The following is a 13,824-nucleotide window of genomic DNA, read 5'->3' as shown; positions in this document are numbered from 1 at the left end:
CATTATGCTAATCGAAAACTTTTTCGAACACTCGCGGTTCCGCCGTCAGGGAACATCGTAGGCGGCCGCCAGGATTTTCACGGCCTCGGCAAAGCTGGCCCCTTGGGATTTGGCGACGGCGGCGTATGCGGCGGCTGCGGCGGACAGGCCGCCCAGGCGCTCGTCACGCGCGGCAACCACCGTACCGTTCCGGCCACGGGTGGTGACGATCCCGGCGGCCTCCAGTTCCTTGTACGCCCTGGCCACGGTGTGCGGGGCGACGTCGAGCTTCTCCGCCAGGGCCCGCACGGCAGGCAGCCTGGTGCCCGGCGCCAACGCGCCGCTGTCCGCCAGATGGATGACCTGAAGCCGGAGTTGCTCGAACAGCGCCACGCTGCTGGCCGGGTTGGGGCGCCAGGACCCCGGGAAGTCGCCTGCGGCGCTCACAGGCCGCCCTCCAGGATGCCCGCGCGGCCGTCGCGTTCGGCGAACTGTGCGTTGTACAGCCGGGCGTAGTAGCTGTTGGCGGCAAGGAGGCTGTCATGAGTGCCCTGCTCGACGATCCGTCCATGGTCCATGACGAGAATTAGATCAGCGTTCCGGATGGTGGACAAACGGTGGGCAATCACGAAACTGGTCCGCCCCTGGCGCAGCCGCTGCATCGCCTGGCGGATGAGCACCTCCGTCCTGGAATCGACCGAACTTGTGGCCTCATCCAGGACCAACACACTGCGCCCGGCGAGCTGCGCCCTGGCGATGGTGATGAGCTGACGCTGCCCCTGGCTGAGCTGCTCGCCGCCGTTCTCCAGGACTGTGTCGTAGCCGCGCGGCAGGGACCTGATGAAACGGTCCGCGTGCGTTGCCTCCGCGGCGGCAACTATGGCCGCATCCGCAGCGCCTGGCAGCCCGTAGGCGATGTTTTCCCGGATGGTCCCGGCAAAAAGCCAGGAATCCTGGAGCACCACGCCGAACCTGCCCCGCAGCTGGTCGCGGGGAATTTCCGCGATGTCCCTTCCGCCCATGGTGATCCTGCCGGACGAAGGTTCCAGGAACCGCATCAGCAGGTTCACCACGGTGCTCTTGCCCGCGCCCGTGTGCCCCACGATGGCCACCGCCTGGCCCGGTTCCACCGTGAAGGTGAGGTTGCTGACCGCCGGAACGGAACCGGGATAGCTGAAGGTGACGTCATGGAAGACGATGCGGCCGGCGGCGGGAGCGCCGGCCGCTGCGCCGGCCGGTTCCTGGAGGTCTTCCCCGGCATCGAGGAGCACGAAAACCCTTGCCGCCGAGGCTGCGCAGGACTGAATGACGTTGAGCAGGCCGCCGATTTGACCCACCGGCTGGGTGAACAGCCGGCTGAATTGGATGAAGGCCTGGACGCCGCCGATGGTCATGGCGCCTGCGATGACCTGCAGCGCACCCACCACTGCGACAGCAATGTAATTGAGGTTGGACATCAGCACCATCAGCGGCTGGACCACACCGGCTGAGTACTGGGCTTTGGCTGCCGCCCGGGCCAGGCGGCCGTTGCTGCGGCTGAAGACCTCCGTGGCCTGCGCCTGCCGGCCAAAGGCCTTGATGACTTCATGCCCGCTGATGAATTCCTCCACGTGCGCGTTGAGTTCGCCGGTCTCCTTCCATTGCCTGGCGAAATGCTCCTGGGACCGCCGGGCCACCAGGACGGTGATCCAGGTGGAAACGGGGACGCTGGCAATGGCAATGGCCGCGAGCAGCGGCGAGATCCACAGCATCATGGCCAGCGACCCGCACAGCATCAGGACGGACACGATGAGCTGGGTCAGAACCTGGTTCAGGGCCTGGGCAATGTTGTCGATGTCGTTGGTGGCCCGGCTCAGGACATCCCCGCGGGAGCGTTCCCGGAAATACGTGGAGGGGAGCCGGTGCAGCTTGTCCTCAAGCGCTGCTCGCAGGCCATACATAAGTCCCTGCACCGCAAGTGCCGTCAGCGCGCCCTGGATCCAGTTGAAGAGGGACGCGAAAACATACATCAAGGCCACGGCTGCCAGCAGGACTCCGAGGCGCTGGTCCAGGCTTCCCTGGAAGATGCCCTGCACCACCATGTCGGTGGCGTCGCCCAGATACTTGGGGGCGGCAACGTTGACCCCTGCGAAGGCGCACGTTGCCGCCACGGCCCCCAGCATCTGCAGCCGGAACGGGCGCAGCAGGCCAAGGAGCCTGCGGGCGGTCGGCCAGAACCTGTGCGCCGTTTCCGCGGATTCCTCCACCGCCGTCACAGCGTGCCGTCCAGCGCGAGCTGGGATTCTGCGATTTCCCGGTAGGTGGCGGACGTTTCCAGCAGCTCCCTGTGCGTTCCCTGCGCAACCAGCCGGCCGTCGTCGAGCACCAGGATGAGATCCGCGTCTTCGACCGCGGAAATGCGCTCGGCCACGATGATGACCGTTGCGGCGGCGAGCGCCTGGTCAAGTGCGCGCCGCAGCCTGGTGTCGGTGTCATAGTCCAGCGCGGAGAAGCTGTCGTCAAAGAGGTAGAGGGGCGCTTTGCGCAGGAGGGCCCTGGCGATGCAGAGCCTTTGCCGCTGGCCGCCCGACAGGCTGGCGCCGCCCTGGCCGACGGGGGTGGCAAGTCCAAGCGGGAGGTCGCGCATGAAACGCATGGTCTGGGCAGCCTCCAGGACAGCCCACAGTTCCTGGTCCGTGGCGTCGGGGTCCGCCATCCGCAGGTTGTCTGCGATGGTTCCCGTAAAAAGGTGGGAGTGCTGGGGCACGATAGCCATGGCAGCGCGGAGTTGGTCCAGGGGCAGGTGGCGGATGTCGTGGCCGGCAAGGGTGATGCGGCCGTGGGTGGGGTCCAGGAAACGCGGGATCAGGTTCAGCAGCGTGGTCTTGCCGCTTCCGGTGGAGCCCACGATTGCTGTGGTGGTACCGGGAGCTGCCGTGAAACTGATGTCCGCGAGCACGGGCGCTTCTGCTCCCGGATAAGAGAAGGCGACATCCTGGAACGCCAGCGTTGCCTGCCGCCCCGGCAGCACGGCGCCGGGCGGTGGAGGCGCGGCTGCCTTGTCACTGGCTGCCCTGTCGCTGGCCGCTCGGTCACTGGCCGCAGTGTGATTGCCCGGATCGCCGACGGACGGCTCGGTGTCAAGGACCGCCTGGATGCGTTCCGCGCAGACTGCCGCCCGCGGCGCCGTCATGAGCACGTACATGGACATCATGATCGCCAGCAGTATCTGCATGATGTAGGCGATGAACGCCGTAAGCGCCCCAAGGTTCATCTGGCCTGCCTGGATCCGGTGCCCGCCGAACCACACCACCGCAACCGAGCTGGTATTGACCACCAGCATGATGATGGGCAGCATCCCCGCCACCAGGAGCGCGGACTGCAGGTTGTTGGCGGTGAGGCCGGCGTTGGTTTCCGCAAACCGCCGGACCTCATGGCCCTGGCGGACAAAGGCGCGGATGACATCCACCCCGATGATCTGCTCGCGAAGAATCCCGCCGGACCGGTCCAGCAGGTCCTGGCCCTCACGGTAGAGCGGAATCAGCCGCCTGACAATCAGGTACATGATCAGCAGGAGCAGGGGCACGATGACGATCACCACCAGGGACAGCGCAACATCCTGCTGCACGGCCAGGACGATGCCGCCTACGCCCATGGCGGGCCCGGCAAAGAGCATGGTGAAGACAAGCACCGCGAAGGCCTGGATCTGCTGGACATCGTTGGTGGCGCGGATGGTCAGGCTCTGTGTTCCGAACAGGGCCACGTCCTGGGAGGACAGGGACTGGATCCGGGTGAAAACCTCGGCCCGCAGGCGGTGCCCGATCCTCATGGCCACCACCGCCCCAAGGTAGCCGGCAGCAATGGCGGACGCTGCCTGCACCACGGCAATGACGGCCATGAGCACGCCAAGGCGCGAGACCACCCCCGGCTCCCCTGCGACAATCCCGTCATCGATAATGGCGGCGTTCACCGTGGGCAGCAGCAGGTTTGCCGCCGCCTGGATCAGCTGAAGGAAAACGATCGCCCATACATACGCGTATTGACCGGCAAGCTGCCGCTTCACGAGTCCGACCAGCAAAATACCCCCTGTAAATGCATGGGCCGAAGAGGGGGCCAGCGGCTTGACCCCTAAACCACAGTCGCCATTGTAAGCCAGATCACTTTTCACTGCTGTCACAGCCTGTGACGGGCGTGGAAAACCCGTTGGCCGGGTACCGGTTAGCCGGCCTTGCGGCCCACTGCGAAGATGCGGCGGAAAGGCAAAACGGTGCCGTGGACCCCGCGGGGGTAGGCGTCCCGCAAAGAAGCCGCGTACTCGGTCTCGAAACTCCTGGCGTCCTCCTCGCCCAGGGCGGCCATCACAGGCCGCAGTGCCGTGCCCCGGACCCATTCCAGCACGGGGTCCGGCCCCGGCAGGACCTGCAGGTAGGTGGTTTCCCACGCATCCGCCGCGCAGCCGGCGTCGAGCAGGATCCGCAGGTATTCCTCCGGCTCCCCCACGGCCTCCCCGCCCCGCAGCACACCGTCCAGCTTTGCAGCCCAGCGGTCCGACCCCGCGAGGTCCCGCATCAGGGAGTGCGAGGGGGCGTTGAAATTTCCGGGTACCTGCAGGGCGAACCAGGCCCCCGGCCGGAGCACTTCCAGCCACTTGCGCAACATGTCCTGGTGGCCCGGAACCCACTGCAGGGCGGCGTTGCTGACCACAACGTCCGTCTCCGGACTGGGCATCCAGCCCTCGATGCCGGCCTGCTCAAAGCGAAGGGAGGGCTTCTCCTCCGCCAGTGCCGACGCCTTTGCCAGCATGTCCGCGGAGGAATCCAGGCCCAGGACCCGGGCCCCCGGCCAGCGGTCAGCCAGGGTTGCCGTCAGGTTCCCTGGCCCGCAGCCCAGGTCAACCACGCGCTTGGGCCGGTCGGCATGGATCCGGGCCGTGAGATCGAAGAACGGCCGGTTCCGGTAGTCACCGAACTGGACATACTTGGCGGGGTCCCACTTCATGAATCTCTCCAGCTTCTGACGCGCACACGGGCAAGGCGTAGCCTAACCCGCCAGGGACTCCGGATCCGGCCGCAACGTGGCACTAAGGTTGAAGTCAATGAAACTCGTTGACCAGCTGATCGATCTGCCCGCCCCCGCCCCATCCGCCGCCGTCGACCCCGACGCCCTTTACACCCGGTTCGTGGAGTGGACGGAAAGCCGGGGCCTGTCGCTGTACCCGGCACAGGACGAGGCCATCATGGAGCTGGCAACCGGGGCGAACGTCATCCTGGCCACGCCCACCGGCTCAGGGAAGTCCCTGGTGGCCATTGCGGCGCACTTCCAGGCCATGGCCCAGGGCCGCCGAAGCTATTACACGGCACCGATCAAAGCCCTGGTGTCCGAGAAATTCTTCGCGCTCTGCGACATCTTCGGAGCAGAGAACGTGGGCATGATCACCGGCGACTCCGGGGTGAACCAGGATGCTCCCATCATCTGCTGCACCGCCGAGATCCTGGCCAACATCGCGCTCCGGGAAGGCGCCGCAGCCGAACTCGGTGCGGTGATCATGGACGAGTTCCACTTCTACTCCGACCCGCAGCGCGGCTGGGCCTGGCAGGTCCCCCTCCTGGAGCTTCCGCAGGCCCAGTTCCTGCTGATGTCCGCCACCCTGGGCGATGTCACCCGGTTCGAGGAGGGGCTCACGGCGCTGACCGGACGTGCGACCACCACCGTCAGTTCCGCCGAACGGCCCATTCCGCTGCACTACTACTACCACCAGACACCCGTCCACGAGACGCTGGAGGAGTTGTTGTCCACCCGGCAGGTGCCCGTCTATGTGGTGCACTTCAGCCAGCTCGAAGCGATCGACCGTGCCCAGAACCTGATGAGCATCAACGTGTGCACCCGGGAGGAAAAGGACAAAATCGCGGAGCTGATCGCCAACTTCCGGTTTGCCGCGGGCTTTGGGAAGACGCTGAACCGCCTGGTCCGCCATGGGATCGGTGTGCACCACGCCGGGATGCTGCCCAAGTACCGGCGGCTGGTGGAGCAGCTGGCGCAGGAGGGGCTGCTGAAGGTCATTTGCGGCACGGACACCCTGGGCGTGGGCATCAACGTCCCCATCCGGACGGTGCTGCTCACGGCTTTGAGCAAGTACGACGGCGTCCGCACCCGGCTGCTCAACCCGCGTGAGTTCCACCAGATTGCGGGCAGGGCAGGCCGTGCGGGCTACGACACCGCCGGGACAGTGGTGGTGCAGGCACCCGAGCACGTGACTGAGAACGTCAAGGCGATGGCCAAGGCCACCGCCAAGTTCGGCGATGACCAGAAGAAGCTGCGCCAGGTGGTGAAGAAAAAGCCGCCCGAGGGCTTCGTCTCCTGGGGTGAGCCCACGTTCAAGCGGTTGGTGGAATCGGTACCGGACCCGCTGACGTCCAGCTTCACGGTAACGCACGCCATGTTGATGAACCTGATGGAGCGGCCCGGCGACCCGTTCGCGGCGGCCCGGCGGCTGCTCACCGAAAACCACGAGCCGCGCGCTTCCCAGCTGCGGCTGATGAAGAAGGCCCTGGGCATTTACCGGGAACTGCTGGCCGCCGAAGTGATCGAACGCATCCCGCCGGAGGAGCAAGGCCCCGATGGCCGTTCCGTCCGGCTGACCGTCCATCTGCAGCCGAACTTCGCGCTGAACCAGCCGCTCTCCCCCTTTGCGCTTGCCGCACTGGAGCTCCTTGACCCGGAGTCGCCGTCGTACGCCCTGGACGTGGTGTCCGTGATCGAGGCGACCCTGGAGAAACCGCGGCAGATACTGTCGGCGCAGCAGAAGAAGGCGCGCGGCGAAGCGGTGGCCGCCATGAAGGCTGAGGGCATCGACTACGACCAGCGGATGGCCATGCTGGACGAGGTCACCTACCCCCAACCGCTCGCGGAGATCCTGGGCGAGGCGTTCGAGGTCTACCGGAAGGCCGCGCCGTGGGTGGGCGACTTTGAGCTTGCACCCAAGTCGGTAGTGCGCGACATGTACCAGCGGGCGATGAACTTTGGCGAATTCGTCCAGTTCTACGGCCTGGCCCGGTCCGAAGGAATCGTGCTGCGGTACCTTGCCGATGCCTTCAAGGCGTTGCGCCAGACTGTTCCGCAGGACATGCTTCGCGAGGACCTGGAAGACCTGACCGCCTGGCTGGGTGAGCTGGTGCGGCAGGTGGACTCCAGCCTCCTGGACGAATGGGAGGAGCTGGCCTCCGGGGCGGCGCCGACGCCGCATGACGCGCCGCCTCCCCCGCCGCCGTCGCTCACCTCCAACATCCGCGCTTTCCGGGTGATGGTGCGCAACGAGATGTTCCGGCGGGTGGAACTGTTCGCTGACGAGGACGCCACGGCGTTGGGCGAGCTCGACGGCGGTTCCGGGTGGGGTGCCGAACGCTGGGAAGACGCGCTGGACGACTACTTCGACGAACACGATGACATCGGGACCGGGCCCGACGCCCGCGGTCCGGGCCTGCTCATGATCACCGAGGAACCCGGAACGTGGAAGGTGCGCCAGATCTTCGATGACCCGGCGGGCAACCACGACTGGGGGATCTCCGCCGAGGTGGATCTTGCGGGCTCGAATGCCACCGGGACAGCGGTGGTCAAGGTGACGGAGGTTAACCGGCTCTGACACCGACCTGGCCGGGGCAGCCGTCCCGGCGCCGGCGGTAAGCTCGGAGAATGAGTGCAATCCGCCCCGCAACCCGCCACGACGTGCCCGCCATCCTCCGAATGATCCATGAACTGGCCCATTACGAGAAGGAACCCGACGCCGTCCGGAACACGCCCGAGCGCCTGGAACAGGTGCTCTTCGGCGACAACCCCCGCGTATTCGCGGCCATGGCCGAAAACGCGGCGGGCGAGGTGCAGGGCTTCGCGCTGTGGTTCCTGAACTACTCCACCTGGGAGGGCGTTCACGGGATCTACCTGGAGGACCTTTACGTCAGCCCTGAAGCCCGGGGCGAAGGCCACGGCAAGGCGCTGCTGCAGCACCTTGCGGCGATCGCGGTCGAGAATGGCTACGCACGGGTGGAATGGAGCGTGTTGGACTGGAACGAGCCCTCCATCAACTTTTACCGCCGCCTGGGTGCGCGCCCCATGGACGGCTGGTCCACCTTCAGGCTGACCGGCGAATCACTGGACCGGTTCGGCCGGGCCACGTCCCGCGACTCCCTTCCCGCTTCTGCCCGTGGCTGACGCGCGCCGGGTCCAGGCGACCGCCGTCGGGCATGACGTCAAGGCCCGGCATGAATTCCGTGGCATGCGCACGGTGGAGCACTACTTCACAGTCCCGCTGGACCATTTTGCTTCGGAGGATCATGCCGTGGCCGGCGGCCAGCCTCGCGGCGAAACCATCACGGTTTTCGCCCGGGAGTACGTGTCTGCTGCGCACAGCGAAGAAGCCGCCGCGCGGCTGCCGTGGCTCCTCTTCCTGCAGGGCGGCCCGGGCGGCCGCGGCAACAGGTGGGGTTCCCTGGGTGGCTGGAGCAAAGCCGCGGCGCAGGACTTCCGCATCCTGATGCTTGACCAGCGCGGCACGGGCCTCTCCTCGCCCATTGACCGGAACACCCTGCCCGGCCGCGGAAGCGCGGCGGAGCAGGCGGCCTACCTGGAGCACTTCAGGGCGGACTCGATCGTGGCGGACGCGGAGTTGATCCGCCACGCCCTGGAATCACCGCCCTGGACGATTTACGGCCAGAGCTACGGGGGCTTCTGCGCGCTTACCTACCTGTCCTTCGCACCTGCGGGCCTGCGCGAGGTGCTGGTAACCGGCGGCCTTGCCCCGCTCACCGGTTCCGCGGACGACGTGTACCGGGCCACGTACCAGCGGGTGGCGGCCCGCAACGACGAGTACTTCCGCTGGTATCCCGAGGACAGGAACGTTGTGGAGCGGATTGCCCGCCACCTGCGCTCCACGCCGGAATTCCTGCCCGACGGCGGGCCCCTCACCGTGGAGCGGTTCCAGATGGCGGGGGCGTTCCTGGGCGGCAACACGCGCGTGGACAGCCTCCACTACCTGCTCGAGGACGCCTTTGTGGACACGGCGGCCGGACCGCGCCTGTCCGACGCGTTCCTGGAGCAGCTCCAAGGCGTCATCTCCCGCCGGTCCAACCCGCTGTACGCGCTGATGCACGAATCCATCTATGGCCAGGGCCAGGCCACCGATTGGTCAGCGTGGCGGATGCTCGGCGAAAACCCCTGGTTCCGGCCGGATGCCGACCCGCTGCTGCTCACCGGGGAGATGGTGTATCCGTGGTACTTCGAGCAGGACCCTGCCCTCCGGCCCCTGCGGGAAGTGGCGGAACTGCTGGCCGGCAAACAGGACTGGAAGCCGCTGTACGACGCGCGGGTACTGGCCCGCAATACTGTTCCCGTGGCTGCGGCAGTCTACTCGGACGACATCTACGTGGACCGGGAGCTTTCGCTGCGGACCGCCGCTGCGGTGCGCGGGCTGCAGGTCTGGGAGACGGCGGACTTCCATCACGACGGAATCGCCGACGACGGTGAGCGGATTTTTGCCCGCTTGCTGGGCATGGTGCGGTCAGGCGGCCGCTGACCGGCGGTGTGACAGGCGCGTGGCCACCGCTGCGGCCAGGACGGCCGCCCCGATGGTCCCGCCCAGAAGGTTCAGGCCCAGGTAGCCGGCAACACCCAGGACAAGTCCCGACACCGCGCCGCCCAGAGCCCCCGCGGCCCCCATCAGCATGTCGGAGACACCCTGGACCGCCACCCGGGCTCCCTGCCCCACGCTTTCCGCCAGGAGCGTGGAGCCGGAAATCGTGGCCGCAGACCAGCCCATGCCCAGCAGGACCAGCCCGGTGGCCACCGCGGCGGTTGAGGACTGGCCGAACCCGGCAACGGCCACCGCCGCGATCAGCAGCGTGAAGCCGATCATGATGGTCTCCATCCTGCCCGCCCTGTCGGTCAACCAGCCCATGACCGGGGAGAGCGCAAACATCCCGGCGATGTGAAGTGAGATGGTGAAGCCTATGATGACCAGCACGTCCCCCTCGGCAACGTGCCCGGCGTGCGGACCGGGTCCCTCCACGAGGTGCTGGAGGTGCAGCGGCGTCATCGACATCACGCCGACCATCACCGCGTGGGCTGCCACGACGCCCGTCACCGCCAGCAGTGCTGTCCGCGATCCACGGATGGCACGAAGCCCCCGGCTGAGCGAACCCGGGGAGGCAGCTGCGGCGGCCGCGGAGACAGTGGGTGGGGCGTCCATGGGAGGGGCTTGCGAGGGGGCGGCGGCAGCGACCCCGGTTCGCGCTGCCGCCGACGGCGGAACGGCTCCACCAGGGCCGGCGGCCGCACGTTGGCGTGCCAGCAGCAAGGGGTCGGGGCGAAGGCCTGCGAACAGGATTACAGTGGCAATGAGGAGCCCGGCCCCGGAAATCACAAAAGGACCAGCAACCGGAGGCAGGCCCAATGCTGCCCCCACGGCTGTGCCCGGCTGGATCAGGTTGGGTCCGGCAACGGCGCCGACAGTCACGGCCCAGACCACGGTGGACAGCGCCCGCCCGCGGTGTTCGGCAGGAGCGAGATCGACGGCGGCAAACCTTGCCTGCAGGCTCGCGGCCGTGCCCACCCCTATGCCTGCCGATCCAAGCAGCAGCAGGACGAAGAGGCCGGAGACAACGGCCAGCACCATCAGCACGGCGCCTGCCAAAGCGGCCGAGAGACCGGCCACCTGCCCGGCCCGGCGTCCGCGCCGTTCCGCCAGCGATGCCAGCGGCAGTGCCGCGGCCGCGGCCCCGAGGGTCATCACCGTGGCAACGGCACCCGCCCAGGCGCTGGAACCGGAGAGTTCCACGGCCAGGATTGAGCCTATGGAGACGGTTGATCCCGTCCCAAGTCCACTGAATACCTGGGCCACGCTCAAGAGCACAACAGTGCGCCGCTGCACGTGGCGCACGTCCTGCTCCATCACAAGTGTGCGGGCCATGTTCAGAGCATAGTCCCGGCGCGGCGCACGCCACAGGGGTTTTTGCCCGCTGCCTCAGGAAGGGTTAAATGCCGGATCCCGGCCGCGCGTGCGGCCGGGATCCGGCGGATTGGAGCGGGCGGGGGCGCCTAGTCGACGTCGCTGTGGCTCCTGCGGACGTCTTCCTCAAGCCGGGGATCCATCTTGGCAGCCTGCGCCTTGGAGCTGACCAGGCTGGCGACCACGGCGATGATGATGGTGCCCACAATGACGGCAAGGGAGACGAACGTGGGAATCTCCGGCGCCCATTCGATGTGGTGTCCACCGTTGATGAAGGGCAGCTCGTTCACGTGCATGGCGTGCAGGACCAGCTTGACGCCGATGAACGCGAGGATGAAGGACAGTGCGTGCTTCAGGTAGATGAGCCGGTTCATCAGGCCACCGAGCAGGAAGTACAGCTGCCGCAGTCCCATGAGGGCGAAAAGGTTGGCCGTGAAGACAATGAAAGGGCTCTGGGTCAGGCCGAAGATGGCGGGAATGGAGTCAACCGCGAACAGCAGGTCCGTGAGGCCGATGGTGATGAAGACGATCACCATGGGGGTGAACACCTTCTTGCCGTTCACCGTGGTCCGCAGCTTGCCCCCGTCGAACTTCTCGGACATGGGGATGACCTTGCGGATCCTGGCAATCAGCGGGTTTTCCCGGTCTTCTTCCTCTTCGCCCTCGTCCTGGGCCTGCTTCCAGGCCGTCCACAGCAGGAATGCGCCAAAGATGTAGAACACCCAGCTGAACTGTTCGATGACGATGGCGCCGAGCATGATGAAGATGCCTCGCAGGACCAGCGCGATGATGATGCCCACCATCAGCACTTCCTGCTGGTACTTCCGGGGCACGGAGAACCTGGCCATGATGATGATGAACACGAACAGGTTGTCGATGCTGAGGCTGTATTCGGTGACCCAGCCGGCCACGAACTGGCTGCCGAACTCGGCACCCGTGAAAGCGAACATGGCACCGGCAAAGGCCAGGGCGAGGCTGACATAGAAGGCTACCCACAGACCGGCTTCCTTCATGGACGGCTCGTGCGGCCGCCGGACCACCAGGAGGAGATCGATCAGGAGAATCAGGCCGAGGACGACAAATGAGCCGACCTCGAACCAAACAGGCAAATCAAGCACAGGGAAGCCTTTCGCAGGGTACACAAAAATGGTGTAAGTCTCTCCGGCCTGCCTGTGCACTTGGTGCTGATGCGGCGGCCCGCTACGCCCGGCAGGGCAACTGTGCCCTGCGTGTTGACGATCGTAGCGCTTGGGATACTCCCCTACGTGCCATTAACTGTACCCCAGGGGGCTGACCGGCGCGCCCCGGGACGCGGGCGCACGTCGCTGGATAACGTTTTCCCCCAAACCGTTGACGGCCGCCGGCACGCTTGCAATAATCACGTTCAGGCGAGAAAGCGGTTTCTCGCTTCGACCCGGCGTCCCGGCGTCATTCCCAGAAATCAAGGTTGGTCAATGAAGACTCCTCATCGCACTGGCGTGGTGGCCAAGGCCCTTGCCACCGCCGCTGCGCTGGCCATGCTGGCCAGCGGCTGCTCGTCCTCCCCCTCTTCATCGTCGGGCGACGGCGGAAACGTCACCATCCGCTTCACCTGGTGGGGCAACGACCTGCGGAACAAGCAGACGCAGCAGGTGATCGATGCATTCCAGGCTTCGCATCCCAACATCACCGTCAAGGCTGAGCCCGGGGTGTGGAGCAGTTACTGGGACAAGCTGGCCACCACCACGGCCGCCAACGATTCACCGGACGTGATCCAGATGGACCAGGCGTACATCGCCGAGTACGGCGGCCGGGGCGCGCTGCTGGACCTGTCCAAGCAGGGCAACGTCGACACGTCCAAGATTGACCAGGACGCCCTGAAGTCCGGCCAGGTGAGCGGCAAGCAGTACGGCCTGAGCACCGGGCAGAACGCCAAGGCCGTGATGATCAACACCAAGATGTTCCAGGACTACGGGGTTCCCATCCCGGATGACAAAACCTGGACCTGGGACGACTACGCCCGGACCGCCGCCCAGATCGCGGCGGCTGCGGGCAAGGCCGGCCAGACCAACTACGGCAGCTCCTACTCCCTGACCGACTCCGACCTGAACACCTGGGCCATGCAGCACGGCGAGTCGCTGTACTCGGCGGATGGCGGCCTCGGCTTTGACGAGGGCACGGCAGCGTCCTTCTTCCAGAACGTGTTGAACCTGCGTAACAAGGGCGCCGCCCCACCGGCCAACATTGCCACCGAGGACATCAGCGCCCCCGTGGAACAAACCCTGTTCGCCACCGGCAAGACGGCCATGTCGTGGTGGTGGACCAACCAGGTGAATGCGCTCCAGTCCGCACTGAAGACCGAGGTGAAGATCCTGCGGGCACCCAGCTCCACCGGCAGCGCCAAGGACAACGGCATGTCCTACAAACCGTCCATGTTCTGGTCAGTTTCCTCGCGCAGCAAGCACCCCAAGGAAGCCGCAGAAGTGGTCAACTACATGCTCAACAACCTGGATGCGGCCAAGACCATCCTGACTGAACGCGGCTTCCCCACCAACTCCGAGGTCCAGACGGCGATCGACCCGCTGCTGACCCCTGCGGACAAGGCCGCTGCCGCGTTCCTGAAGGACATCAAGCCGGACCTGAAGAGCGGTCCGCCGGTACCTCCCACCGGTTCCTCCGGCGTGCAGGCGCTTATCCAGCGGTACAGCACTGATGTCCTGTTCGACCGGAAATCCCCTTCGGATGCTGCGAAGGGCCTGATGCAGGAAGCAAAGGGAATGATCGACTCCGCCAGGAAGTAAGGCAACAGCACCACAGCAGAGAAAGCGCGACGGCGGGCACCCGGGGTGGGTGCCCGCCGTTTCCGGTCATGGCTGCGGCTGCCTGGAAAA

At 66.3% G+C, this 13,824-nt stretch carries 10 protein-coding genes; 4 read left to right on the top strand and 6 right to left on the bottom strand.

Annotation, left to right across the window (positions count from 1 at the left end; translation table 11 throughout):
- Positions 1 to 45: 45 nt before the first annotated feature.
- From FB478_RS01895 to FB478_RS01880, 4 genes are all read right to left on the bottom strand, one after another.
- Positions 46 to 426 (bottom strand): GntR family transcriptional regulator, encoded by a 381-nt coding sequence (locus tag FB478_RS01895; protein ID WP_018771987.1) that lies wholly within the window; start codon positions 424 to 426, stop codon positions 46 to 48.
- Positions 423 to 2,234 carry an ABC transporter ATP-binding protein gene (locus FB478_RS01890; protein ID WP_144599702.1) on the bottom strand — a complete coding sequence of 604 codons (1,812 nt, stop codon included), beginning with the start codon at positions 2,232 to 2,234 and terminating at the stop codon, positions 423 to 425. The genes FB478_RS01895 and FB478_RS01890 overlap by 4 nt, the downstream gene beginning before the upstream one ends.
- Positions 2,231 to 4,036, bottom strand: coding sequence for an ABC transporter ATP-binding protein (locus FB478_RS01885; RefSeq protein ID WP_144599701.1), 1,806 nt, complete (start codon positions 4,034 to 4,036; stop codon positions 2,231 to 2,233). The genes FB478_RS01890 and FB478_RS01885 overlap by 4 nt, the downstream gene beginning before the upstream one ends.
- A 140-nt stretch (positions 4,037 to 4,176) precedes the next feature.
- The gene (locus FB478_RS01880) at positions 4,177 to 4,956 is read right to left on the bottom strand and encodes a trans-aconitate 2-methyltransferase (protein WP_144599700.1); all 780 of its coding nucleotides are present in this window, start codon (positions 4,954 to 4,956) and stop codon (positions 4,177 to 4,179) included.
- Between the two features lie 97 nt (positions 4,957 to 5,053).
- Between FB478_RS01880 and FB478_RS01875 the strand changes: the two genes are divergently transcribed.
- The 3 genes from FB478_RS01875 to FB478_RS01865 all read left to right on the top strand — a co-directional run bounded on the left by FB478_RS01875 (position 5,054) and on the right by FB478_RS01865 (position 9,523).
- On the top strand, positions 5,054 to 7,597 hold the full coding sequence (locus FB478_RS01875; RefSeq protein WP_144599699.1) for an RNA helicase: 2,544 nt from the start codon (positions 5,054 to 5,056) through the stop codon (positions 7,595 to 7,597).
- Between the two features lie 50 nt (positions 7,598 to 7,647).
- Positions 7,648 to 8,163 (top strand): GNAT family N-acetyltransferase, encoded by a 516-nt coding sequence (locus tag FB478_RS01870; protein WP_018771992.1) that lies wholly within the window; start codon positions 7,648 to 7,650, stop codon positions 8,161 to 8,163.
- A 64-nt stretch (positions 8,164 to 8,227) separates the two neighbouring features.
- Positions 8,228 to 9,523 carry an alpha/beta fold hydrolase gene (locus tag FB478_RS01865; RefSeq protein WP_223995184.1) on the top strand — a complete coding sequence of 432 codons (1,296 nt, stop codon included), beginning with the start codon at positions 8,228 to 8,230 and terminating at the stop codon, positions 9,521 to 9,523.
- On the opposite strand, the gene FB478_RS01860 is transcribed toward FB478_RS01865, so the two are convergent.
- Positions 9,509 to 10,915 carry an MFS transporter gene (locus tag FB478_RS01860; protein ID WP_144599697.1) on the bottom strand — a complete coding sequence of 469 codons (1,407 nt, stop codon included), beginning with the start codon at positions 10,913 to 10,915 and terminating at the stop codon, positions 9,509 to 9,511. The genes FB478_RS01865 and FB478_RS01860 overlap by 15 nt on opposite strands.
- Positions 10,916 to 11,043: 128 nt before the next feature.
- Positions 11,044 to 12,072 (bottom strand): TerC family protein, encoded by a 1,029-nt coding sequence (locus FB478_RS01855; protein WP_018771995.1) that lies wholly within the window; start codon positions 12,070 to 12,072, stop codon positions 11,044 to 11,046.
- A gap of 336 nt (positions 12,073 to 12,408) precedes the next feature.
- Between FB478_RS01855 and FB478_RS01850 the strand changes: the two genes are divergently transcribed.
- The gene (locus FB478_RS01850; RefSeq protein WP_026266194.1) at positions 12,409 to 13,734 is read left to right on the top strand and encodes an ABC transporter substrate-binding protein; all 1,326 of its coding nucleotides are present in this window, start codon (positions 12,409 to 12,411) and stop codon (positions 13,732 to 13,734) included.
- Positions 13,735 to 13,824: the final 90 nt, after the last annotated feature.

Source organism: Arthrobacter sp. AG367 (genome assembly GCF_007828995.1).
Classification (GTDB): Bacteria; Actinomycetota; Actinomycetes; order Actinomycetales; family Micrococcaceae; genus Arthrobacter.
This window is presented reverse-complemented; position numbering and strand designations above follow the sequence as displayed.

Coding starts and splice junctions, on each gene's coding strand:
- FB478_RS01875 (WP_144599699.1), top strand. CDS start 5,054: ATGAAACTCGTTGACCAGCTGATCGATCTGCCCGCCCCCGCCCCATCC.
- FB478_RS01870 (WP_018771992.1), top strand. CDS start 7,648: ATGAGTGCAATCCGCCCCGCAACCCGCCACGACGTGCCCGCCATCCTC.
- FB478_RS01860 (WP_144599697.1), bottom strand. CDS start 10,915: ATGGCCCGCACACTTGTGATGGAGCAGGACGTGCGCCACGTGCAGCGG.
- FB478_RS01865 (WP_223995184.1), top strand. CDS start 8,228: ATGCGCACGGTGGAGCACTACTTCACAGTCCCGCTGGACCATTTTGCT.
- FB478_RS01850 (WP_026266194.1), top strand. CDS start 12,409: ATGAAGACTCCTCATCGCACTGGCGTGGTGGCCAAGGCCCTTGCCACC.
- FB478_RS01880 (WP_144599700.1), bottom strand. CDS start 4,956: ATGAAGTGGGACCCCGCCAAGTATGTCCAGTTCGGTGACTACCGGAAC.